This is a genomic window from Methanosarcina sp. MTP4 (assembly GCF_000970045.1).
Taxonomy (GTDB): Archaea; Halobacteriota; Methanosarcinia; order Methanosarcinales; family Methanosarcinaceae; genus MTP4.
Genome location: NZ_CP009505.1, coordinates 4,076,007 through 4,098,361 on the forward strand (window position 1 = coordinate 4,076,007; position 22,355 = coordinate 4,098,361).

Genomic DNA, 22,355 nt, shown 5'->3' on the forward strand with positions numbered 1-22,355 from the left:
AACGGCACGGCAAGAGGTCAGAGAGTGAGCGAAAAACACCTTACATACGCAGAATCAGGCGTTGACATCAGGAAAGAAGAAAAAACCATTAAAGCCCTGACAGGCAAACTCAGCTATGTACGGGAAGGCATCGGCGCCCCCCTGACGGGGATCGGGCACTATGCAGGTCTGCTGGACTTCGGGGAATATGCCCTTGCCCTGGCAACGGACGGGGTAGGCTCGAAAGTTCTCATCGCAAACGAGATGCAGCGCTGGAACACCGTGGGAATCGACTGCATCGCTATGAACGTAAACGACCTCCTTGCCATAGGGGCCGAACCCATGGCTTTTGTGGACTATCTGGCTCTCGAAGAGCACGATGAAGCCTTCGCCGAGCAGATAGGAGAGGGACTTTTGAAAGGAGCTGAAATCTCCAGGATGTCCATCGTGGGAGGGGAAACCGCAACTCTGCCCGATATCATCAAAGGTTTCGACCTTGCAGGCACCTGTCTTGGAATGGTTAAGAAAGGTGAGATAGTAACCGGGGAAAAAGTGCAGGAAGGGGACGTTATTGTGGGAGTCCCGAGCAACGGGGTACACAGCAACGGCTACACACTTGTCAGGAAGATCATTGAAGAGTCGGAATACTCCTACCAGGACCCCTGCCCCTACGATGCTTCAAAGACCATAGGAGAAGACCTCCTGATACCGACCAGGATCTATATCGAAGTCCTGGACGCCCTCAAGGAATGCGAAGTCCACGGGCTTGCCCACATCACGGGCAGCGGGCTTTTGAAGCTGAGAAGGGTGACAAAACTCGGTTTCGACTTTTACGACCCCCTGGAACCCCAGGAGATCTTCAAGTTCCTCCAGAAAGAAGGCGGAGTCGAGGACCTTGAGATGTACAAGACCTTCAACATGGGCATGGGCTTCCTGCTCATCCTCCCGGAAAAAGACGCAGCAAGGGCTGCCGAAATAACCGGTGGGAAAATAGTAGGGAAAATAGTGGAAAGCGGAATCAGGGTCAGAGACCTGGTAATAGAATAAGCGAGTGTAAAACTAATTAGTGCAAAACTATTAGTGCAAAACTATTAGTGCAAAACTATTAGTGCAAAATTAATTAGTGTAAAACTATTACTTCAAAATTAATTAGTGCAAAACTCGATTTTGAAAGTCAACTTAGAGGAAAGTGAGGGTAAAACTCTTTTCCCCTAGGTTGAAATCTTTTTAGAATTCACCTGCTTTTTGAATTCATTTTTTCCACATATCCAGGAAGCTGCCTGGTGGTTTTTTGGAGCTTTCAGGAGGCTTGCTTTTCTTCAATGAGGAAGTCACCTTTTCCTTCTCCATTTCCCTGAGCCGATTGATCTCCTTTATGCTATCCTCGTTGTCTACTGTCAGGACAAAAGTTCCATAGCAGGGCTTTGTATAGGTGAAGATCAGAGCACTTCCTTTAGCCCCCAGAGCAATGGGCGGAACTCCTATTATGTGGTAGTCCCTGAATATCTTGTAGCCGGGGGAAACATAGTAAACCTCGTCCGAGTTTTCCTTAATATACTCTCTGGCATCCTTATAGGTCGTCCTATCCAGGAGGATCTCGTACTTCATTTGCTCAATACAGCTCATTTGGATATCTCCTCCAGCACCTTATCCAGTTTTTTCTTGAGCTGAACGGGATTGTGAGCGGCCTTTTCGATGATCCTATCACAATCGAATTCGATGGTTTCTGCCAGAGCCTCGGCGTTCCTTCCAAAGACTATGGAGTACAGTTTAGCCTCGGAAAGGGCACTCATTGTAGCGGCATAGGTCATTCCGGCATCATTATGCATAAAGGCAAAGCAGATGTCGAAATCCGCTCTTTTCTCAATAACGTCCTTCAGGGTTTTATCGAGATTCACCAGATTTTTTACATAATAGCTGTCGGAATCAGAGACTCTCAAAAGCTTAGTTGCTGCACCTGTCCCGGCAACGGTTACATCGAATCCTGAGTTAGTCAGCTTATGGGAAAGATACAGAGCAATGCTGGTTTGAATTGGGACCTCAGGGCATCCCATCATGAGGAGCACTTTTACGCCGGTCATAAATTTCATCTCTGATGTATTTTTATCATTAAGAATGGTATCTGTAAGAATGCTATCTGTAAGAATGCTATCTGTAAGAATGCTATCTGTAAGAATGGAATATAGATGAGCCTGAATCTCAACCTTTGCAATTAAGATTTAGACGGAAATCCTTGAAACGAGAAAACGTTTTAATTCAACCATTTTCCCGTATATTCGTGTTTCGATCCTTCTAAGTTCTGATTATAACAATTCTCATGTGTTAACAATTTATATGTTTGTTGATATCAGTCCAAAAACGGTTCAATATCCCAGGTTAAAATATCGTGAGAAGGAAGTTCTGAGAAGCACTAAGGGTTAGAAAGTTCCGTAATAAAGTCAAAGAAGCAAAACTTGGAACCATCTTTTTACTCTTTTTAGAATGAGCTATCTCTATATAGTATCCCCCCTTAATTTAAATTTGTAGATATAATAAAGGTCATTTGAGGCAGTGGCAGCCATCAAAATCTTTCTGGCTGATCTAAAAGAAAAAAATCATAAAAGGTACAAAAATGGTATGTTTAAGCGATCTGGACTTTGAACTTCTCCTGAAGAATGCCACACTCAAGGAGTGTGAAAAAACCGTAAAGGATAATTCTGAAGAAGTTTACCTTGTACCCGGCGGATACAAGGTAAAAGACCTCCCTCTCATGGGAGAGGTAGCCCCTGTGGGGTTTTCAGGAGACGACATAATATTTCAGTATATAAAACCCTGCTTCGGCTTGTTTGTCCTGAGGCTTAGAAACGAAGCAAAAGAGATCAAAAAGCTGAAAGCCCAGTACAGCAAAGACAAAGACGTCAAAAAAATAAAATGAGGAAGATGAAGGCCGATAAAAAAAAGAATTAAGACTTTAACTTTTCTTCATAATCTGACTTTTCCTTCAAATCTTAATTTTCCGAACCTGACTTTTCCTTCAAATCTTAACTTTCCTGACCTGAACTTTCCTGACCTGAACTTGTTCAGACCTTAACTTTACAGGCCCCGCAGATCCTGCATTTGAAGAACTCTTCTGCAGGCAGTTCATGCACGGTGGTTGCCACTATCAGTCCCTTTCCGATTTCCTTTGCAACCATAATGGCTCTTCCCTTATCATCTTCCAGCACCACGTAGGCATCGGTTTCTGCGAAATAACCGTCGCATCCAACGGGAGGGTGGACGCCTTCCACAAGCTTCTGGGCATCGTGCTCGCCTACTGGCCGGGGAGTACAGGGGTTTTCTTCCATTACGTACTTCAGGGTGAAGGGAAGCCATTCATATTCATATTCCGGAACAAGAGGGCTGAAGATCAGGAGGGTCCCACCCTTTTCCACAAACCTTTCAAGGCGAGTTCCACTGCTTTCGATCCCGGACCCTATTTTGGTATACTGCCGGTTTGCAAAACCTGTGGGCACAACCAGGATTTTACAGGCGGGAAGATAGGGGGTGCCCAGGGAGCCGGAATGTGTCCGGGTGCATTCAAGGCCGTATTCAAGAAACAGTTTTTCAAAAAGCAAAGGGGTGTCCCAGAGCAGAATCACGTCACTCATGGAAAAAGGATATGAAACTCTGCAATATCAATGTATCTGTAGGTCAACGCATCAGTAAGTCAACGTATCAGTAAGTCAACGTATCTGTAAGTCAACGTATCAGTAAGTCAACGTATCAGTAAGTCAACGCATCAGTAAGTAAATAGTGGATTTTTTTGAAACAAAATCCTGAAACAAAACCCTGAAAGCAGAGTTTCAGGGAATCAGAGAACCGGGATCGACAAAATCGGGTTTTGTTTCGGCACAGGAATCGGGGCCTTTCCTGAAATTAAAAAGGATCATGTTGGGACTGGAAGTTACTGTGAAAGGATAGAAAAGAGCCCTTAACATGTTTGAGTAATACTGAGTGACGTATTCACAGACCTTTTCATCGTAATACTCATGAATGAGTTTTATGTATTCACGCCCTTTTTCCGTGGAGACCTCAATATCACTCCCTATGTTGTCTGTCAGGTAGAGTTCCTTGAAAATCATAATGTGTTCGGAAAGAGTGAGAGCATCAGGAGGTTTTCCCGCGAGGAATTCGAAGTCCCTTGCAATATCCGCAACATCGGGCACTCTTCCGGAGACAAGGTCCTCAAAAATTGTTTTCTGTATGCTGATTCGCTGGTAGTTGTGCTGCCTGTGGAGCTGGATGAGATTTTTCCAGAAATCAGGCTTTTTCCGGATTTCCCGGAAGGTGCTGTCCATGGAACCGAAATGCCCTTCAAAGCCTTCCGGAACCTTTTCATAATCAAGATACTTAAAGCGCTTCAGGTAAAGTTTGGTCACATTTGACCTGCTGTACAGTCCCTGGACATCCAGTTTCATCTGTTTAACCAGGTAAAGAGCAACCCCGTGAACCAGGTGTTCCCGGAAAGAAGGATTGCCGTTTGAGAAAGTAAGAGTAAACGATTCCGGTTCCGGCTCTCCCTGGTATTCTGCGGAAACCTTAATCTTCCAGCCAAGCTTCTCGTTAAGTGTGTTCAGGTAGTTGATTATTTCAGGGACCTTTCTGAACTTATAAGGATTTATAAGCTCATATATTGTAGATTCATCCATAAGCAGCCCTGAAGTTTTTTTAAAGAACCATTCAAACATGGTACGGTGTACAAGTATGAATTCTTCCGTCTCAATAAGCTTATTGCGAATTTCCGCATTTTGAGGAACATTATTTACGTACTTTTCCGCATCCACAGCCTTTTTTCCTTCCACTACCCGGGAAGAAATTTCAATAGCGTCCCTTATCGCTGCACTAAGGTTGCCGTTATTTTTTTCCAGAAAAGGCTGGAGCTTATCGATATAGCACTGGTCAATCGAGATATTCTTCCGGACTATCACTTAGATTGCCTTCTTCAACCTGTTGGGACCAGGCAGGTATTTAAGCATTAATTGTTCACTCGCCTTGACCACATAATTGAGTAACACCCAATACCAAATAATTGTAGATTATAACTTTTAATTTTTTTGGTATATGTGTTTAAAAAATTAGACAGTTTGAGAGGGACAAAAACGTAGAATACAGAACTTTGGAGAGAAGGGAGAAGGCCGGGGAAAAAGAAAACATCCGAAAAGAGAATTATTTGAAAAAAGCCTTTAGGCTGTTTAACACTTTTCCCTGAATTCGAAAATCAGAAGGTTCGAAATGATCCTTACTTCAAACTCATATCCGGCAGCCTGGAACAGCCTGGAAAACATTTCAACCAATTTGAGAGAAGCCTTTTCACTGGAAAACTGATGCCGGATTTTTACCTGCATCCTTCCTTCCTCAAAAACCCTTTCGACATCACTTACAAGCTGGGTGACTGAGGCCAGTTTTTTCGTGGCAACGATCATTTCGCAAAGCGAGATCTCTCGTATAGGTTTACCCGCAGATTCTTCAAAAAAGCTTGTCACGTCAGGGACTTCTCCCACGAGGAAAGCTTCAAAAACGTCCTTGTTCAGGTTCACCCTCTGGTACCTTTGCTGCCTGTACCTGACTATGAGGGAAATCCAGAAATCAGGCCGGCTCTTAATCTCCTTGAAAACGGCATCGAAAGCTCCGAAGTTTTTTAAAATCCCGGGAGGAAGTTCCAGACCCATAGACCTGTATTCCTTGAGATATATACGTACAGAGTTTGATTTCCGGTGGACAAAAGAGACGTCCAGATCCATATAAAAGCCAAGGAAAATAGAGATTTTCTCGGAAATGAAAGCCCTGAAACTCGGGTCCCCGTTTTCGAGTATGATTACTTCGGTTTTATCGTCATCCAGGTGATAGGTTGAAGCTACAAGTTCCCATCCCATGTTCCTGCTTCGGGTGTTCAGGTACTCCACCAGGTCGGGAAGAGACTTTATCCGGTAAGGATTGAAAAGTTCACTTACAACCCCTTCTTCCACGAGAATCCCATCGGTTTTCTCGATCAGCCACCTAACGGTGAGCTGACTCATTAATATACATTCTCCACTTTCAATTAGGCTGTTGCGAAGCGCAGGGTACCCGGATTCTTCCCTGAAGTGCTTTATTGCCTCCTCGATTGTGTCATATTCCTGTAATGCAGCTTCGGCAAGTTCGATGGCATCCCGTATTGCCGCACTCAGATTACCAGAATTATTATCCAGAAAAGGGCGCAATTTTTGCAGGTACTCATCTTCCATTGAGATGTTCTTTCGGATCACTAGCGTTCCCCAGAGTTCTTATTTAAATAAGGTACTTTCAAGCCGGCCATTGAAATTTGAAACAAATTTCCTTCGTATTTCCGGATAAAGGATGTTTACGGGCATCAAGATGTGAATGGATGGCATCCAATACACACTAAGATGTTAATCGATGGTATATAAAATTTCTTGGATATTATATAAAATAAGAATAAGCTGCATTCATACAGGTCCTTACAGAGAAACTGAAAAAGGCCTGAAAAAACACGAAAAAATCGAGAGGATGCGAAAGAAAAAGAGAAGAGGCGAAAAAATCAGAAAGAACACGAAGGGATCTGAAAGGACACAAAAAAATCTGAAATTAGACCCCAACTCTCATTTTCTCAGAGTTCCACGCCTTCGTCTGAAGGGTAGGGAAGCCCGGAACTTTCCTTTTCAACTTCCGGATCATTGAACTCCAATATTGTAAGCCCCTTAAGAGAGGTTACACTGAAACTGTGCCAGCCTGCCCGGAATACATCAGAAAAAAGACGAACCATTTTGGCATTTACCTTTTCACTGGAATAATTATGGTAAACTTTGATGTACTCTTTCCCTTTTTCCGTGTTAATTTCGACATCGTCCACAAGCTGTGAGGTCATAAACAGGTGTTTGAAAAGAGGGATCAGTTCCGAAAGCGGGATTTCATGGAGCTGGCGCCCGGCTTTTACCTCGAAATACTTCATTATATCGGGATATTCCCCGGCAGCAAAAGATTCGAAGAGGTCCCTGTCAATGTTTATCCGCTGGTAGTTGAAAAACTTGTATAGTTCGACGAGCGTTTTCCAGAAATCCCCTTTTCTTTCGATTTCCCTGTACATGCTGTCCATCGACCCGAAGTACTTCAGGACCCCGGGGGGAATTTCTCCCTGCTCATGCCGTGCAAAGGGCTTCAGGTAGAGGGTAGTCGAGTTGGACTTCCTGTGCACCACTTCCACATCTAGGCTCATCCACCGCGCCAGGAAAAGGCAAACTGTTTCCACAACGAGTTCCCGGAGGTCCCGATCTCCCCCCAGAAAACTCATAGTTGAAAATTCAGGATCAAGTTCCTTGCCGCAGGCAGCCGAGACCTCCAGATTCCAGCCCATCTTCCGGCTTCGGGCATTGAGATATCCTTCAAGTTCAGACATCGTTCTGATCCTGTAAGGGTTGATCAGTTCATGGACAACGTCTTCATCCAGCAGCCTGCCGGAAGTATTCTTCACAAGCCAGTTCAACACTTGCTGGCTTACCATGATGCCTTCCCCTGACTCCACCAGGGTTTCCATTCCTCCGAAATCAATTTCACTTCCATTCAGAGAATTTGCTGCTTTTTCCGGTGTCCCGTGCATTTCCAGAGCGAGATCGGCAAGCTCGATAGCTTCTCTTACCGCCGCACTGAGATTTCCTCCATGCCTGTCCAGGAAAGGCTGGAGCTTAAGTAGATGAGCATCATCCAGGGAGATGTTTTTACGAATCAAAAGAGCCCTCGACATTTTATATAAGATAACTTTCCGGGCCGGCAGATCAGGTCCGTAGATCCTTGGACCCGGAAAACGCCATAAACTTTCACGAAATTTTATATTTTCTACCAGTTACTGCTTTAATGCAACAAATATAAATAAGTTATTATATCATTTTATAAATATTAATAAGATGCATCCCGGGAAATCTCTCCGGAAAACTCAGGATGACCGACACGGCTTTAAGTTCAGCATATTATTTACTCTCATGCAAAGCGAAGAAAGACTTACAAGAGTCCGCACGATCGCGGATTACCAGTTTGGTAAAGGCTCCGGAAAAGAACTTTTCCCTGAAGGGGCAACATTCCAGTTATCCCGGACAAAGAGAGTGCGCCAGGTTTTCCACTCCGGAAAGCGCATCACAACAGCAAGGGCAAAGGACGGTTTTTTTACCCTGAGCATGAAAGGGGCAGCCGTTCTTCACGGACATTTACCGGGAAAAAGGCTCAGGGTAGTGGTCTGTGAAGACGCGGCCCCTTTTGTGGCAAAAGGTAAAACGGCTTTTGCAAAACATGTGGTATCCCTCGACCCCGAACTCAGGGCAGGGGACGAAGTCCTTGTCACGGACGAAAACGACAGGCTGCTTGCGACCGGACAGCTACTCCTCTCTCCCGAAGAGGTCCTTGCCCTTGAGGGTGGGCCTGCAGTGGATGTGCGGGTAGGCATAGAATCAAAGAAAGCGGAATGAACCTCCAACGCAGGAGTCCCTGTGTTTTCCCTTTGCACTTCCCGGATTTATCTTTAGGATTTTCCGGAGAAGACACTGGAGAAAGGAAATAGAATAGACATTTCCGGAAATTTACACAATATTTTATATGTAAAGGCTGGTAGAAATAGGACATAATATAATAAGGATGCCATTTTGTGTGGCTCAGGCCCACAGTAAATGAATAAAAATATATCCTGTAAAGTAGTTTTTGCTTGAAAGTACTTCATAGATTTCTGAAAAAGGATTTCAAACAATATCCCTGCAGCAGAGATCCAGGTATCCAAAATCAGTCCCCGGAGAGTGAAAACATTTCAGAACCAGAACAGGTCTTTAAATCCCTGCTCATTCCCGACAACACCAGAATAGAAGCTAACCGGATCTTCGTGGAAGGAGACGTGATTGTCGGCAACCACTCCAGTATTGAATACGGGATTTCCGGAAATACGGTTATAATCGGGGAAGGGGTGAGCGTTTCTGGAGACGTTGCAGCCAGGTCCGATGCCAGGATTGACATGTGGTCCAAATTTGGGAGCAATGTCGATGTTGGGAGAAACGCCTACCTGGGGGAATTCGTGACAATTGACGGGAAACTGACCGTTGAAAGAGATCTGGACGTCGGAAAAGAAGTGAAGGTCAAAGCCGGATTCGAAACCAAAGGCTGGATAGTTGTCAGGAACCCCGTACCCGTTATCATGTTCCTTTTCCTGTACATCAGGGAAATGATGGGCCTCGGAAAGGGCGAAGAAGTTGAAAAAGCCATTGAAGACCTCTTCGAAGATTATGAGGACAATGAAGAGACCCCCCGGCTTGGCGAAAAGCTCCTGATTGTGCCCGCCGGCTCGAAAGTCTCCCCGAAAGCCATAGAAGTTGCAGAAAAAGCCTTGATAGGAAGCGGCTGTGTTCTCATAGGAAATATTAAGGCGCAGTCGTTAGAGGCAGGAAAAGGCCTGACCCTGCAGGGAAGCATCCATTCGGAGGACAAGATTACCCTCGGGGACAACAGCACTGTCCACGGCAGCCTTGTTTCAAAAGGACAGGTCCGTATAGGAAGAAACAGCCGGATCTACGGAGGAATAAAGGCCGATGCCGTGTTCCTGCATGAAAAGGCAAGGGTAGACGGCACTATCAGGGCACCTTCCGGAGTATCTTTTATCCGGGAACCTGCAGAAAAAATAGCTTTCAAAAAAATCCGGAACTTTGAAAGCCCAGCGGCTGAAAAAGCATCTGAAGGGTTTAAAGCAAGATCTCATGAAGAAGGGGGCGTAAAAGCCTTTGAAGTGGTAGAAATCGAAACCCTCATGAAAACAAAGGCAAAAGCTAAAAACGGTTTTGTGCCCGGCAGAGGAAGAATGCCTGCCAGGACTGGGGCAATGGGAAGAAGCCGACGTTTCATGGGTGCGCAGAGGTTCAGATTAGAAAAATGCAGGGCTTCAGGTTCCGGAAGACTGCCATAAGCCGGGGACCGGACATTCCCCCACTCCGAGCCCAACGCTGGGAAGAGTCAGAAAACTCCCCAACCCTGACTAATCCTGACCCTTCTAAGACATATTTCGATTTTTTTTATTTTGAATGAAGAAACCTTTAACAAGGTACTATATTCTTTAAAGGAAACTGCCAGGTAGCAGTAAGATTAATTAGGGAATCAGGGAATTATCTGGCTTCAGATAGAATAGATGAGAGTTTCAACTGACTGCTATAATTACGGAGATATTCTTCCGCAGGTAAGAGCTGCAAGTAAGTTGTCGCAAGTAAGCGGTTGCAAGTAAGCGGCTTACCATTATAACCTTTAGTTATAAATCTCAGAGAAGGTGTTCATTTGACAGAAGGAATAATGGATCAGAAAGATCCGCAGGCAAAGTACGATTCCGTCATCGGGAAAGATGCAAAATACGTTATGCAGACCTATGGGCGCCAGCCCCTTGTGCTCTCGAAAGGAAAAGGTGCGCTTGTCTATGACGTGCACGGGAAAGAGTATATCGACTGCGTGGCAGGGATTGCGGTAAACAACGTGGGACACTGCCACCCGAAAGTGGTCCAAGCTATCAGAGAACAGGCAGGAGAACTGATGCACGTCTCCAACCTATACTACACCGAAATCCAGGCAGAACTTGCGGAAGCCCTGGTCTCGGTTACGGGCATGGGACGTGTTTTCTTCTGCAACTCGGGAGCTGAAGCCGTAGAAGCTGCAATGAAACTTGCCCGCATGGTTTCAGGGAAAAGCGCCTTTATTGCAGCTGAAGGCTCCTTCCACGGCAGGACCATAGGAGCACTTTCCGTAACTTACAAAAACGCTTACAGGGCACCTTTTGAACCCCCGGTAAGTACGGCGACCACCTTTGTCCCCTACTCCGATGCCGCTGCAATCAGGCAGGCAATCTCCGACAATACCGCCGCCGTTATCCTGGAACCCGTCCAGGGGGAAGGCGGGGTGAACATTCCTGACCCCGGCTACCTTAAAGAAGTAAGGGAAATCTGCGACGAAACCGGCACTCTCCTGATCTTTGACGAGGTGCAGACCGGCTTTGGGAGGACAGGGACCTGGTTCTGTAAAGAGCAGGCAGGGGTTGAACCCGACATTATGAGCATGGCAAAAGCAATCGGAGGAGGTTTCCCCATGGGAGCCATTGCCGCCCGTGAAGGAATCAGTTTTGAGCGCGGCCAGCATGCGGCCACCTTCGGAGGCGGGCCCCTGGCCTGTGCTGCTGCTCTCGCCTCAATTGGAGCCATCAAGGAAGAAAAGCTCCTAGAACGTTCCCGTGAAATGGGAGCTTATTTTATAGAAAAACTCAGGAACATGAACAGGGACGATGTAGTGGAAGTCCGCGGGAAAGGGCTCATGATCGGGGTTGAGATGAACTACAAATGTGGGGATATCGTGGACTTTGCCCGGGAACACGGTGTGCTTGTGAACTGCACCTCGGACTCGGTGCTCCGCCTTGTGCCCCCGCTTGTAATCACCAAAGAGCAGATAGATACGGTAGTTGGTATCCTTGAGCAGGCCTGAACTCATAAAAAAAGAAATTTTTGAGATTGCAGAGTACGTGCCCGGCAAGTCCATCGAGGAAATAGCCTCGGCTTACGGGCTTGACCCTGCAACGATCATCAAACTCGGCTCGAACGAAAACCCGCTTGGCCCCTCTCCAAAAGCCGTGGAAGCCCTGGTAAAAGCCGCTCCCGGCGCAAACATCTACCCCTCAGCCGATGCCCGGGAGTTAAGGGAAGCCCTGTCTGAATACACAGGATTCCCGGTCTCGAACCTTGTCGCGTCAGGCCCCGGGATGGACGGGCTCCTGGACGGGCTTTGCAGGCTCACCCTCGAAAAGGGAGACGAAGTCATTGTCCCGACCCCCACCTTTGCCTATTACGAACTTCCGGCCCTGGCCTGCGGGGGAATCCCGGTCTTTGTCAGCAGGGAAGCCGACTTTTCCGTTGACCCGGAAAAAGTCCTGGCAGCCGAAACACCGCGGACAAAGCTTATCTTCCTCTGCTCCCCCAACAACCCCTCGGGAAACCTCCTGCCCGAAGCCGACCTCAGGAAGATCCTTGAAAATGCCCGGGCCCTTGTCTTCGTTGACGAAGCCTATGTGGAATTTGCCGACAGGAAGCTCTCAAGCCTGGTCAGCGAGTACGACAACCTGATCGTAGGCAGGACCTTTTCCAAAGCCTTCGGACTTGCAGGCCTGCGCCTTGGCTACGGGATCATGCAGGAATGGCTTCAAAGGGAATACATGCGGGCAGCAACGCCTTTCTGCGTGAGCCTTCCCGCTCTCAGGGCAGGAATCGCTGCCCTATCGGATACCGAACAACTCCGGAAGAGCATAGAACTTGCCAGGAAAGGAAGGGAAGACCTGAAAGAGAGGATGCCTTTCAAAGTTTACCCCTCCCAGGCCAACTTCGTCCTCGTGGACGTCATCCCGCTTAAATCAAAAGCCGTGTCCGAAGCTCTCCTGAAAAAAGGAATTATTGTGCGTCCCTGCGATTCCTTCCGGGACGCCGGGGATACCCTGATCCGCCTGACAGTGGGAACCCCGGAACAGAACGATAAGGTGGTCCGGGCTTTCGAGGCTGTAAAAGAAGAATTGTAAAAAAGAAGTTTGAAAAAGGAAGTTGAAAAAGGAAGTTGAAAAAAGATGTGACGGAAACCCCGGGCCCGGGTTTCTGACTTCAATTTTATAAATTACCCGGTTTTTCAATTAATTCGCTTCATAACTTTACTTCTTCAATTCCTTCAAAATTCTTCAATTCCTTCGATTTTCATAAGAGGATAATTCAGCTCGGGATCGAATTCCATTCCGACATTGACCCGCTTAGAGCCATATTTTACGGTTATTTTAACCTTCAGCATGGGTCCCTGGAGTTCGGTGTAGCCGAATTCATCGTTCAGTTTACCCTTTAACATTTCCCGGTCGATTTTTACGGAAATGTCTTCCACGTAAGGCTGGACGGAGATACTTTCCTGAATGGCTTTTTCCAGACTTCCTGCCGTTTTCAGGTTCACGGGGGAACCGGTAAACTGGTGGTAGAGAGCGCCCAGTTTTATGCCTGCCTCGAAGAGAGCGTTGTCCCTGTCAGTTATATTATCATTTGTACAACCAGTCATAGTATCACCTTATCTTACCTTTTTTACCTTTACCTTTTCCTTTTATTATTAACATTGCTCAACATGGGTACTTTCAGGAAGGGAGAGAGCATATAAACCAGCATCAAAATGAAAGGAACAGGGGAAAAGAACCTCATGTAACGCAGGTCTATGAAGAAGAGCAGCACCATGGCGAAAAACATGAAAGCTATGAAAGCCAGGAGTTTAAAGTTCTTGATCTTGGGATAGGCCACGGAGCTTACCATCAGGAGGGACAGGGCAAGAGTCAGGGCAAGCAGGAAATCAATCCTGACAAGGCTTTCTCCCAGGAGCATATACGAGGCGAGCATAACACAGCCTGCGGTGATCGGGAGCCCTTCAAAACCTGTCTTTTCCGAGGGGATTACGTTAAAACGGGCAAGTCTCAGGACCCCGCAGAGGGCGTAGAAGTATGCAAAAATGACTACTATCAGGTCTTCTCCGCCGAAATAGAAGTAAATGAGAAGAGCAGGAGCGACACCGAAAGAGACAGCATCTGCCAGGGAGTCCAGCTGTTCCCCAAGCTTACCTCCCCCGAATTTCCGGGCAAAGTACCCATCAGCCCCATCTGCAATTGCTGCAAGGAGCAGGAGGATCAGGGCAAAGTCAAAGGAGCCTACATGAGCAGCGGAAATAGCCGAGATTCCAAAGAAGAGGTTCGAGAGGGAAACAAAGTCAGGTAATTTTAAAAGCTGCAAAAGGGTCATAATACATCACTGTCCTCATTTAGTGTTGCTATAACGGTCCTGCCTGCGGACACCCTCTCTCCTTTACGGACAGTGATGTCAAAGGCTTCGGGGATTGTCACGTCTACCCTCGACCCGAAACGGATCATACCTATGCGCTGGCCCTGTTCAACAACATCATCTTTTTTTGCATAAGTAACGATCCTGCGGGCAATTGTACCTGCGATCTGTGTAACACTAACATCCCCGTGTTTGCTGATGATAATGAACTCGTTTCTTTCATTCCTTTCAGAGTCCTTGCAAAAAGCCGGGAGATATCCTCCTTTTTTGTAGACTACTTCCGTAATCCTGCCGGAAATTGGAGTCCTGTTTACATGAACATTCTGAAGAAACATGAATATACAGATTTTGCGTCCTCTTATGTCAATGACCGTGCCATCAGCCGGAGAGATCATGTAGTTGTCCGAAACTTCTACATTCCTCTCGGGGTCCCTGAAGAACCAGACCATGAATATGGCCATTGCTGTCCCCAGATACGTAGCGTGGAGAAACACGGAATAATTCGTAACCCGATGAAAGCCCGCAAGAAGGGCGGTGACGGAGATAGCAGCACAAATCCAGGGTTCTGAGCCTTTTGCAAACATGCCTCTTCAGTCCCCCGCAAACCTGTCCAGGATATTTTTCATTTCTCTGGAAAGGACAACCCACAAACCATCGATCAGATCCAGCAGTTCCGGCAGGATGCGGAGTACTGCGTATGAAATTAAAAAGAGAGCTATTCCTGAACCTGCCTTTGCAATATAGTTGTGGGCAATCGAGAAACTGTTAATGCCAAACCACTGTTCCCCGTAAGCCAGAACCACAAAACTATCCCTGATAAGATTGAGCACGTAAATCACCGGTACTGAAACAATAAAAGCGGCAACCAGGCGCCTGAAAGGAGCACTGACAGAACCGATAAGTCCCATGAAAAGAGCAATGCTCTCGATTGCCGTACAGGCAAGGATGATCTCCACGGTATACCCGTTCAGGGTTATCATATTCCAGTCCTTCATATACACAGGGATATCAAAATAATGGAGTATCCAGACAACCTGGGAGGCTACCTCTCCTATGATCCAGGTGTTAAGGGCTGAAAAATTCGCAAATGGGAAATAGATAAGAGCTCCGAGGGCACTTGCACTTGTAAGCATGGAAGTTATTTCCATGCCTTTTTCCATGCCATTGGGGGAAGGAATTTTCGAGCGTACCAGATCCCTGTTCTTTCCTACCAGGAGGACGCCTTCCCTGTATTCCCGGAGCATTATGTACGCAACGAACACACAGAAAAGGGCAAAGATAAAGGTTAAGCCCACATTTGCATAGTCCTGAATCTCTATGTAGTGAAAGGGCTGGTAACCCCAGTGAACGGAAAATAATCCCCAGCCTATTCCGCCGACCAGTTTGCGGACCATAAGGTTCCTGGGAATTACTGATGATGCAATCATTAACCCGACTGCAAGCCAGAGTACATTTTCGATCATTTTTCAAGCACCTTTTTCCGGAAAACAGTATCTGAAATTCTCCAAGATGATTAAAAGCATTTCTATTGAAGATTCAGTTACAAGCTACCAGGCATGCGGATTTTAGTCTCATTTGAAAAACCCGATGCGTTATGGCTGCAAAAGCCAGAAGAAGCCCGGGAGAGAGCACTTGATTTACAAGCACTTAGTAAGTATGATAATAAATTTCTATTATAGAAGAATACCGATTACAAGAAGGTTTCCGTTAATAAAAAACCTGCTGCCTGACAAAAAGAAGTTTACCAGATGGAAAAGAGAAGTTACTTAGGAAGCAAAGAATAGAAAACTTTAAGAAAGGCTTCAGCAAAAGGAATCTTTTTGCATGAGAAATTCCTGCAAAGAAAAAAAGAATTTAGAAGAATAATTGAAATATGATAACGATTTTCTACATATGTACAATAATAATATAATATTCTGCTATAACATAATACAACATAATATAATATTCTACTCCGGCACACCTGCCGGAAAAACATCATTCATGAGGAGATTGATAGCGGTAAAAACATCTCCATGAAAGTGTGTTACGAAGGCGTTTTATGAGTCCTCCCTCCAGTCCCAGTCTAACCGTAGACGCAGTGATCCTCTATAAAAACAGGCTTGTTCTTATAAAGAGAAAAAACCCCCCCTATCAAGGAAAATTTGCCCTTCCGGGCGGCTTTGTTGAAGTCGGAGAAAGCACGGAAAAGGCAGCTGTAAGAGAAGCTTTTGAAGAAACCGGACTTTCTATAGAACTCGTCAAGTTAATCGGGGTCTATTCCGACCCCCGTCGAGACCCGAGAAGGCATACGGTTTCGGTGTGTTACCTCGCGACAGGACAAGGACAATTAAGATCGGGCTCTGATGCCGCTGATGTGGAGCTTTTTGAACTTGATTCAATCCCTGAACTGGCTTTTGACCATGATAAAATGATAAACGATGCAAAAAGTGATATTAATGCGGTTTTGTCCCAAATGTAAAAGTATGATGTTTCCTAAGAATGGCAATTTAGAATGTAGAAAATGTGGTCATTCGGAACCCGTTGAAGAAAACGCAAAAGCGTTTGTCTCCAAAGCAAAGATGGAAGAACACGAAGTGGTAGTCCTGGAAGGGGAACAGATGTCGGGTCTGCCCTCAACAAACGCAAAATGTCCGGAATGCGGGAATAACAGCGCATACTGGTGGTTAAGACAGCTCCGATCTGCAGATGAGTCAGAAACCCGCTTTTTCAAGTGCACCAAATGTGGGTTCACCTGGAGAGAATACGACTAAAAATCCGGGAAAAAAATCCTATCGCAAAAAAAAGCTCGAGAACTGTAAGGGAGTTGCTGTTCCCGCAACCCTGCATTCCTAAAAGAAAGCGAATGCCCCCTGCGAACCTGCCTTCCGACTTCCGGATGAGGTTAAAGCCTCCGGTTTTCTAACCAAGCTTTATATAGTTGCCGGGACTTTGGACCTATTGATTCCAAAATTCCAGAAGGTTGTTTCCCCGGATTCCGGATTTTTCCGTCCGAAACGGCCTGAAAGCGCCCTCGCCTATAAAGAAATTTATATATCTCAAGGGTAAATAGGAGTTTAAGATTTAAATTTATTTAACGGAGAAGAACTATGTTCAAGGCAGCGATTAATGCAGAGCTTCTGAAAGATTCGATTGCCTCACTGGCTGTAATTGTCGATGAAGTACGCTTCAGGATTAACTCGGAAGGAATTACCGTAAAAGCGGTTGACCCCGCAAACGTTGCGATGGGGATTTTCGAGCTCGGGTCGGCAGCTTTTGATGAATACAGCGCAGATGAGTGCGAAATCGGAGTCGACCTGAACAAGATCACGGACCTGCTGGGAATTGCGGACAGGAGCGATACCGTGAGGATGGAGCTTGACGAAGTAAACCAGAAACTCCTTATCGACGTCGGTGGGCTTTCTTACACCCTTTCCCTCCTTGACCCCTCAACCATCCGGGCAGAACCGCGGGTACCCCAGCTCGAGCTGCCCGCAAAAGTCGTCCTTAACGGAGCTGACCTGAGGCGGGCTGTAAAGGCGTCCGAAAAGATCAGTGACCACATGCTCATGGGAATTTCCGACGATACCTTTTACATGGAAGCAAAAGGCGACACCGACAAGGTCCGCCTGGAGATGGGCAGGGACCAGCTGATCGACATGAAGTCTGGAGATGCATGTTCACTCTTCTCCCTGGACTACCTGTCCGATATTGTCAAACCCACAAACAAGATTAACGAGGTTACCCTCTCCCTTGGCAGAGACTTCCCAATCCTGATCGATTTTGAAATCGCAAACGGGGCAGGAAAGATCTCCTATCTTCTGGCTCCGAGAATTGAGTCGGACTAACATTTATGGAAAATGAACAACTGGCATACTACCCATTTGTTTCAGAAGCATCTGCTTACGTGGAAAGCCTGGGGGTATCTCTGGATAGCCTCCTCAATTCCCGTGCCTACCGGGCTGCCAGAGCCCGGGGGATAGGACGGGTAAAAGAGGCGCTCGAAGGAGAGATTGGAAAATCTCCCCTCAATGGGGAAGCCCAGGTCCTTTCAGAACTCCTTTCTTATCCTTTTGCCAGGATGCTGGTCGCGTGTATTGATGACCAGCTCTTTACCCGGCGCTATGCCCTGGCAGAGGCAAAAGCTGCCTATACTCTCCTGAAAACGGAAAGTAACGATTTTTTGCTGGAATTCGGGGAGGACTTTGGAATCTCCGCCGAACCCCGGGAAACACATTTCAGCATGCATTTTACGGATTACATCAGGTTCTCGAATTCCTTAAAAGACCCCGCCTGGAAACTGACCAACCGCCAGCTCCGTGCAGGAAAAGTCCGGGTTACCAGGGAAGAATTCGCAAGGCTGCTCCAGGAAGCCGTCAGGGAACGCATCGAGCAGTCCTTTCCAATCCCCGAAATCCCCGAAGAGATTTCAGCCTTTTGCGCCCCGCACGCTGCCGAGATCAAAGAACAGTTCGAGGTCCAGAAGAAAAAGTTCGGAGCAACGGATTTCGGAGTTGTGGAACCCGGACTCTTCCCCCCCTGTATCACCCATGCTCTGGCAAACGTGCAGGGCGGGGTAAACCTGGCACATTCCATGCGCTTTGCCATGACCTCTTTTCTCCTGAACGTCGGGATGTCCGTGGACGAAATCCTGAACCTCTTCAACGTCTCCCCTGACTTTGACGCGGAAAAAACCCTCTACCAGATCGAGCACATCGCCGGAGCTACGGGCAACGAGTACAAACCTCCTGCCTGCGACACCATGCGGACCTACGGGAACTGCGTAGGAAAGGACGGGATCTGCGCAAAGATCAGCCACCCCCTGGGATATTACGAGAGAAAAGTTTTCCTGAAGAACAGGGATAGGGAAAAGGAAGAGAATAAAGGAGAGCAGAAGGAGAAAGAGGGGAAAAGAGGAGAAAAGGAAAAGAAAGAAGAAGCAGGAAAAAAAAAGAAGAAGCAAAATTAATAAAAAAAGAAGTAGAATAAGTGGTCTTAAATCCTATTGCCTTCTCCCTCTTCTTATAGAATTGCTTTTTTTCTTCCTTTCACTCACTTCCGTTTGTATTCCCTGCACTTTTCCACGAACTTTTCTACCGGGAAGGTAGAGGGATGAGCGTGCATGTACCCTGCCAGGGTGTTGTGTTCAATCAGCCCGTCAAAACCGCCCTGGATGCCTTTTCCGCGGAGCATTTCGTAGGCAAACCTGGCGTCCCTGTCGCAGTCGGTGAGGGAGTAGTGGAACTCGTGCCCTTTGAGGTTGTGGGAACTGAAATTTTTGTCAAGGGGGCGGGCTTCGGTGTACCCGAGGCCTCTTAAGCGATTTGTCATGCGGGTGTCGGCGGGAACGACGTCTGCAAGTTTGTAGGTCCGGCCTTCCACTTCATAGGTCCCGCAGAGGTATAGCAGCCCTCCGCATTCCCCGTAGATGGGCAGGCCGTCGGCTGAAAGGTCCTTTAAGCCGCGGGTGGTCTTCGAAACTTCCAGTTCCCCGGCGTAGAGTTCAGGGTAGCCGCCTCCGAAATAGATCCCATCCACGTCCGGAAGTTCCCCTTTCATGGGACTGAAGAACTCGATATCAGCCCCGCAGGCCCGGAAGGCGTCGAACATGTCCTGGTAGTAGAAGCAAAATGCTGCGTCCATGGCAACCCCTATCCTTACGTCCGCTTCCTTATCAGGAATTTCTTCTATTTCAGGAACGGAACAGGGTTCAGAAAGTTCGAGAACTGCGTCAAGGTCCACATTTTCCTCAATGAATTCCGCCATTTCGGCAGTGTTGTAGTCCTTTTCATGAGCCATGTACAGCCCGAGGTGCCGGGAGGGAACCTCGATATCTTTCCTCCGCGGGATCATTCCTACAATGGGTATATCCCCGGGAAGAGCGTTTTTGATCATTTCCCCGTGGCGGGGGCTTCCGACCTTGTTCAGGATGACGCCTGCAATCCGGACTTCCGGGTCAAACTCGGAGTAGCCCTTGAGGAGAGCTGCAGCGCTTCGGGACATCCCGTGCACGTTGATGACCAGAAGTACCGGAATGTCAAGGATCTTTGCAACATGCGCCGAGCTTGCAATTTCCGTAGAGTCCATTCCGTCAAAGAGCCCCATTACCCCTTCAACGACAGAGATTTCGGCATCTCCGGAGGTTCTTGCAACCGTTTCCCCAACCCCGTCCGTGCCCATCATATAGGTATCCAGGTTCCGGGAAGGACGCCCGCAAATTGCGGTATGGTGAGAGGGATCGATGTAATCCGGGCCAACTTTGTAAGGCTGGACCTTAAGCTGCCTGTGCTTGAGGGCCGCCATTATACCCATGGAGACAGTGGTTTTTCCAACTCCGCTGTGGGTTCCTGCAATAAGTATTCCTTTTGTCATTTGCTCACTATTGTACAGATTAATATATATTAATTGGGCTGCTGCAAAACTCTGAGAACCTGAGACACTGAAGCCCCGTGCAGAAAATTTTACAAATAGGGTTATAAATAGGGTTACAAATGGAGATATAAATAGGACTATAAAAAGAAATATAAATAGGGACGTTTTTTATAAAAATGAAAAACCTATCCGGGAGCCGAAGAATAAAATTCCTTTCACCTGAGTTTATCCCGGACCTGCGCTACTCATTTATATTACCTACTATTAGGTATATTACCGGCTATACATAACCGGTTTTTATTTCAGAGACCATTTTCGCCTTCTGCAGTGACGTTTTTCAGCTGCGGGAGCAAAAAACTATAATTCGAATTACAACTACAATTATTCGAATTACAACTACAATTAGAATTATAATTATAAAAAAATGAAAAGGCTGGAAACCCATGTCAGAAGACAGGCCTGAACTCAATGCTCAAAAAACATCATTCGGAGCAACAAAGAAAACAGGAGCAGGAAAAGATACTTTTGAAAACGTTCTGCCCCTGGCAGACCCTTACGGACGAAAAGTAACGGGGCTGCGCATATCGATCACGGAGAGGTGCAACCTTGCCTGCATGTACTGCCACAACGAAGGCTCGGAAGGCTGCACGCGGGGCCCTTCCGAAAAAGAGATGCCTCCGGAACTAATCTGTGAAATCGTCCGTACAGCGGCAAAATTCGGGGTCCGCAAGGTCAAATTCTCAGGAGGAGAACCCCTGCTCCGAAAGGATTTCGAGGAAATCCTGGCTTGCCTTCCACCCCTGAAGGAGGTCTCGGCAACTACCAACGGCGTCCTGCTCTCAAAACGCGCAAAATCCCTGAAAGCTGCGGGCCTGGACAGGGTAAATGTGAGCCTTGACTCCCTCATTCCGGAAAGGTACGAGGCAATAACCGGAGCTCCTCCGGGCACCCTGGAAAAGGTGAAGGAAGGAATCGACAGCGCCGTTGAAGCGGGCCTGACCCCGGTAAAACTGAACATGGTGCTCCTGAAAGGCGTAAATGACGGCGAGATCGATGCCATGATGGACTTCGTCCGCCCCTACGAGGGCCAGGTCATTCTGCAGCTAATTGAACTCATGGACATCGACCCGGAACTCTCCCCGTATATGATCGATTCGGAATCCCTCAAAAAAACCCTGGCAGAGAGGGCGAGCGAGGTCAGGGTCCGGCACCTGCACCACCGGAAAAAGTACATGATCGACGGGGTGGAAGTGGAGTTCGTACAGCCCATGGACAACTCCGAATTCTGCGCCAACTGCAGCAGGCTCAGGGTCACTGCAGACGGGAAATTAAAACCCTGCCTGCTGGTAAACGACAACCTGGTAGACGCCATAGAGGCAGAAAATCCGGAAGAGATCGAAAAGCTCCTGAGGCTTGCGGTAAGCCGGAGAAAGCCCTATTACATAGCTGGCGCTGAAAAGAAAAGAATAGAACTCAAGGTTACAGGGGAAAAAAATTGAAGTAACAAAGAGCAATAAAAAACAGCATAAAAGAAAGGAAAAAAGGAAAGAAAGGAAAAGAAGGAGGAAGAAAAGTGAAAACCGAACTCGTAATTGATGGAAAGAAAGTTCCGATGAACGACTTTATAAGGAAAATCTTCACCAACACCGTAGGAGCAATGGCGGAATGCCTGCACGGAATCGACGAAAACTGGACAGAGATTTCGTTAAAAATAGAAAAAGACGGGGAAGAAGAAAAATCCTGATTTATGGATTTGAATCCCCAATGTACTTCCACTTTTTTGGACTTATCTGAGCTTATGCCAAAATTTACTAAAATGCTTTAAAACGGTAAAAAAAGATTAAGAATACTTATTTATCCAAAAAATTACATATAATGCTTTTAAATTAGTACTCCTCAAAATGCAGATTAAAAATTTTAATCATAAATACTTAATTTATGTTATATATAAATTTTAAATTGATATTTAATATGATTTTTTATCATAGAATGTATAAAAATATAATTTTTTACTATGTTTGAAACTCCTATTTGCTCCTATTTTACTTATTAAACGATTAATACAACATCTAATTGCTATTATACCTTTATTTAGGCATATAATTACTTTAAAAATGTTTAAAACAAATTTTTTCGGCAAATAATTTTTATTAGCCAATATTATTGGAA

At 46.5% G+C, this 22,355-nt stretch carries 23 protein-coding genes; 12 read left to right on the plus strand and 11 right to left on the minus strand.

Annotated elements, in window-relative coordinates; genetic code table 11:
- The first annotated feature begins 24 nt into the window (after positions 1 to 24).
- Positions 25 to 1,026, plus strand: coding sequence for a phosphoribosylformylglycinamidine cyclo-ligase (gene purM, locus MSMTP_RS17175; RefSeq protein WP_048182021.1), 1,002 nt, complete (start codon positions 25 to 27; stop codon positions 1,024 to 1,026).
- Positions 1,027 to 1,230: 204 nt separating this feature from the next.
- On the opposite strand, the gene MSMTP_RS17180 is transcribed toward purM, so the two are convergent.
- Together MSMTP_RS17180 and MSMTP_RS17185 are read right to left on the minus strand one after the other, a co-directional pair.
- Positions 1,231 to 1,605 carry a DUF1894 domain-containing protein gene (locus MSMTP_RS17180; protein ID WP_048182023.1) on the minus strand — a complete coding sequence of 125 codons (375 nt, stop codon included), beginning with the start codon at positions 1,603 to 1,605 and terminating at the stop codon, positions 1,231 to 1,233.
- On the minus strand, positions 1,602 to 2,060 hold the full coding sequence (locus MSMTP_RS17185; protein WP_048182026.1) for a DUF1890 domain-containing protein: 459 nt from the start codon (positions 2,058 to 2,060) through the stop codon (positions 1,602 to 1,604). The genes MSMTP_RS17180 and MSMTP_RS17185 overlap by 4 nt, the downstream gene beginning before the upstream one ends.
- 530 nt (positions 2,061 to 2,590) lie before the next feature.
- Here MSMTP_RS17185 and MSMTP_RS17190 point away from each other — a divergent pair.
- On the plus strand, positions 2,591 to 2,893 hold the full coding sequence (locus tag MSMTP_RS17190) for a DUF1894 domain-containing protein (protein ID WP_048182034.1): 303 nt from the start codon (positions 2,591 to 2,593) through the stop codon (positions 2,891 to 2,893).
- A 145-nt stretch (positions 2,894 to 3,038) separates the two neighbouring features.
- Here the strand turns inward: MSMTP_RS17190 and MSMTP_RS17195 are convergent, their stop codons facing one another.
- The 4 genes from MSMTP_RS17195 to MSMTP_RS17210 form a co-directional block, all read right to left on the minus strand.
- Positions 3,039 to 3,605 (minus strand): hypothetical protein, encoded by a 567-nt coding sequence (locus MSMTP_RS17195; protein ID WP_048182038.1) that lies wholly within the window; start codon positions 3,603 to 3,605, stop codon positions 3,039 to 3,041.
- 195 nt (positions 3,606 to 3,800) lie between these two features.
- A complete protein-coding gene (locus MSMTP_RS17200) occupies positions 3,801 to 4,925 on the minus strand; it encodes a hypothetical protein (protein ID WP_048182040.1) in 1,125 nt (374 codons plus the stop codon).
- Between the two features lie 264 nt (positions 4,926 to 5,189).
- A complete protein-coding gene (locus tag MSMTP_RS17205; RefSeq protein WP_048182043.1) occupies positions 5,190 to 6,242 on the minus strand; it encodes a hypothetical protein in 1,053 nt (350 codons plus the stop codon).
- A gap of 362 nt (positions 6,243 to 6,604) precedes the next feature.
- Positions 6,605 to 7,720 carry a hypothetical protein gene (locus MSMTP_RS17210; protein ID WP_048183969.1) on the minus strand — a complete coding sequence of 372 codons (1,116 nt, stop codon included), beginning with the start codon at positions 7,718 to 7,720 and terminating at the stop codon, positions 6,605 to 6,607.
- A 250-nt stretch (positions 7,721 to 7,970) separates the two neighbouring features.
- Here MSMTP_RS17210 and MSMTP_RS17215 point away from each other — a divergent pair, with 250 nt between their 5' ends.
- The 4 genes from MSMTP_RS17215 (at position 7,971) to hisC (ending at position 12,556) form a co-directional block, all read left to right on the plus strand.
- Positions 7,971 to 8,450 carry a PUA domain-containing protein gene (locus MSMTP_RS17215; RefSeq protein WP_048182045.1) on the plus strand — a complete coding sequence of 160 codons (480 nt, stop codon included), beginning with the start codon at positions 7,971 to 7,973 and terminating at the stop codon, positions 8,448 to 8,450.
- Positions 8,451 to 8,683: 233 nt separating this feature from the next.
- On the plus strand, positions 8,684 to 9,925 hold the full coding sequence (locus tag MSMTP_RS17220) for a polymer-forming cytoskeletal protein (RefSeq protein ID WP_231582842.1): 1,242 nt from the start codon (positions 8,684 to 8,686) through the stop codon (positions 9,923 to 9,925).
- 377 nt (positions 9,926 to 10,302) lie between these two features.
- Positions 10,303 to 11,475: an acetylornithine transaminase gene (locus tag MSMTP_RS17225; RefSeq protein ID WP_048183976.1), complete on the plus strand. Its 1,173-nt coding sequence runs from the start codon at positions 10,303 to 10,305 to the stop codon at positions 11,473 to 11,475.
- Entirely contained in the window at positions 11,462 to 12,556 is a 1,095-nt protein-coding gene (gene hisC, locus MSMTP_RS17230; protein ID WP_048182048.1) for a histidinol-phosphate transaminase, read from the plus strand. Before MSMTP_RS17225 ends, hisC begins: the two co-directional genes overlap by 14 nt.
- 143 nt (positions 12,557 to 12,699) lie before the next feature.
- Here the strand turns inward: hisC and MSMTP_RS17235 are convergent, their stop codons facing one another.
- From MSMTP_RS17235 to artA, 4 genes are read right to left on the minus strand one after another with little or no spacing between them, the layout of a single operon-like run.
- Complete coding sequence (locus MSMTP_RS17235) at positions 12,700 to 13,071, minus strand: dihydroneopterin aldolase family protein (protein ID WP_048182050.1); 372 nt, start codon at positions 13,069 to 13,071, stop codon at positions 12,700 to 12,702.
- Positions 13,072 to 13,100: 29 nt separating this feature from the next.
- Complete coding sequence (locus tag MSMTP_RS17240) at positions 13,101 to 13,796, minus strand: archaetidylserine synthase (RefSeq protein ID WP_048182052.1); 696 nt, start codon at positions 13,794 to 13,796, stop codon at positions 13,101 to 13,103.
- A complete protein-coding gene (locus MSMTP_RS17245) occupies positions 13,793 to 14,419 on the minus strand; it encodes a phosphatidylserine decarboxylase (RefSeq protein ID WP_048182055.1) in 627 nt (208 codons plus the stop codon). Before MSMTP_RS17245 ends, MSMTP_RS17240 begins: the two co-directional genes overlap by 4 nt.
- A gap of 6 nt (positions 14,420 to 14,425) precedes the next feature.
- Positions 14,426 to 15,298: an archaeosortase A gene (gene artA, locus MSMTP_RS17250; protein WP_048182057.1), complete on the minus strand. Its 873-nt coding sequence runs from the start codon at positions 15,296 to 15,298 to the stop codon at positions 14,426 to 14,428.
- Between the two features lie 578 nt (positions 15,299 to 15,876).
- Here artA and MSMTP_RS17255 point away from each other — a divergent pair.
- The 4 genes from MSMTP_RS17255 (at position 15,877) to priL (ending at position 18,783) form a co-directional block, all read left to right on the plus strand.
- Positions 15,877 to 16,296: an NUDIX hydrolase gene (locus tag MSMTP_RS17255; protein ID WP_048182060.1), complete on the plus strand. Its 420-nt coding sequence runs from the start codon at positions 15,877 to 15,879 to the stop codon at positions 16,294 to 16,296.
- Positions 16,274 to 16,588: a transcription factor S gene (locus MSMTP_RS17260; RefSeq protein ID WP_048182063.1), complete on the plus strand. Its 315-nt coding sequence runs from the start codon at positions 16,274 to 16,276 to the stop codon at positions 16,586 to 16,588. Before MSMTP_RS17255 ends, MSMTP_RS17260 begins: the two co-directional genes overlap by 23 nt.
- Before the next feature lie 336 nt (positions 16,589 to 16,924).
- The gene (locus tag MSMTP_RS17265; RefSeq protein ID WP_048182067.1) at positions 16,925 to 17,662 is read left to right on the plus strand and encodes a DNA polymerase sliding clamp; all 738 of its coding nucleotides are present in this window, start codon (positions 16,925 to 16,927) and stop codon (positions 17,660 to 17,662) included.
- Positions 17,663 to 17,667: 5 nt separating this feature from the next.
- Positions 17,668 to 18,783, plus strand: coding sequence for a DNA primase regulatory subunit PriL (gene priL, locus MSMTP_RS17270; RefSeq protein ID WP_048182071.1), 1,116 nt, complete (start codon positions 17,668 to 17,670; stop codon positions 18,781 to 18,783).
- Between the two features lie 83 nt (positions 18,784 to 18,866).
- On the opposite strand, the gene MSMTP_RS17275 is transcribed toward priL, so the two are convergent.
- Positions 18,867 to 20,186: a cobyrinate a,c-diamide synthase gene (locus MSMTP_RS17275; RefSeq protein WP_048182075.1), complete on the minus strand. Its 1,320-nt coding sequence runs from the start codon at positions 20,184 to 20,186 to the stop codon at positions 18,867 to 18,869.
- A 443-nt stretch (positions 20,187 to 20,629) separates the two neighbouring features.
- Here MSMTP_RS17275 and moaA point away from each other — a divergent pair, with 443 nt between their 5' ends.
- The gene (moaA, locus tag MSMTP_RS17280) at positions 20,630 to 21,685 is read left to right on the plus strand and encodes a GTP 3',8-cyclase MoaA (protein WP_082090677.1); all 1,056 of its coding nucleotides are present in this window, start codon (positions 20,630 to 20,632) and stop codon (positions 21,683 to 21,685) included.
- A gap of 74 nt (positions 21,686 to 21,759) precedes the next feature.
- Complete coding sequence (locus MSMTP_RS19790; protein WP_197076111.1) at positions 21,760 to 21,930, plus strand: hypothetical protein; 171 nt, start codon at positions 21,760 to 21,762, stop codon at positions 21,928 to 21,930.
- The last annotated feature ends 425 nt before the right edge of the window (positions 21,931 to 22,355 follow it).

Excerpts from the sequence above, each read along its gene's own strand:
- MSMTP_RS17185 (WP_048182026.1), bottom strand. The coding sequence starts at position 2,060 with ATGACCGGCGTAAAAGTGCTCCTCATGATGGGATGCCCTGAGGTCCCA.
- priL (WP_048182071.1), top strand. The coding sequence starts at position 17,668 with ATGGAAAATGAACAACTGGCATACTACCCATTTGTTTCAGAAGCATCT.
- MSMTP_RS17225 (WP_048183976.1), top strand. The coding sequence starts at position 10,303 with ATGGATCAGAAAGATCCGCAGGCAAAGTACGATTCCGTCATCGGGAAA.
- MSMTP_RS17275 (WP_048182075.1), bottom strand. The coding sequence starts at position 20,186 with ATGACAAAAGGAATACTTATTGCAGGAACCCACAGCGGAGTTGGAAAA.
- MSMTP_RS17235 (WP_048182050.1), bottom strand. The coding sequence starts at position 13,071 with ATGACTGGTTGTACAAATGATAATATAACTGACAGGGACAACGCTCTC.
- MSMTP_RS17215 (WP_048182045.1), top strand. The coding sequence starts at position 7,971 with ATGCAAAGCGAAGAAAGACTTACAAGAGTCCGCACGATCGCGGATTAC.
- artA (WP_048182057.1), bottom strand. The coding sequence starts at position 15,298 with ATGATCGAAAATGTACTCTGGCTTGCAGTCGGGTTAATGATTGCATCA.
- MSMTP_RS17195 (WP_048182038.1), bottom strand. The coding sequence starts at position 3,605 with ATGAGTGACGTGATTCTGCTCTGGGACACCCCTTTGCTTTTTGAAAAA.
- MSMTP_RS17265 (WP_048182067.1), top strand. The coding sequence starts at position 16,925 with ATGTTCAAGGCAGCGATTAATGCAGAGCTTCTGAAAGATTCGATTGCC.
- MSMTP_RS17255 (WP_048182060.1), top strand. The coding sequence starts at position 15,877 with ATGAGTCCTCCCTCCAGTCCCAGTCTAACCGTAGACGCAGTGATCCTC.
- MSMTP_RS17245 (WP_048182055.1), bottom strand. The coding sequence starts at position 14,419 with ATGTTTGCAAAAGGCTCAGAACCCTGGATTTGTGCTGCTATCTCCGTC.
- MSMTP_RS17240 (WP_048182052.1), bottom strand. The coding sequence starts at position 13,796 with ATGACCCTTTTGCAGCTTTTAAAATTACCTGACTTTGTTTCCCTCTCG.
- MSMTP_RS17180 (WP_048182023.1), bottom strand. The coding sequence starts at position 1,605 with ATGAGCTGTATTGAGCAAATGAAGTACGAGATCCTCCTGGATAGGACG.
- moaA (WP_082090677.1), top strand. The coding sequence starts at position 20,630 with ATGTCAGAAGACAGGCCTGAACTCAATGCTCAAAAAACATCATTCGGA.
- MSMTP_RS17260 (WP_048182063.1), top strand. The coding sequence starts at position 16,274 with ATGCGGTTTTGTCCCAAATGTAAAAGTATGATGTTTCCTAAGAATGGC.
- MSMTP_RS17190 (WP_048182034.1), top strand. The coding sequence starts at position 2,591 with ATGGTATGTTTAAGCGATCTGGACTTTGAACTTCTCCTGAAGAATGCC.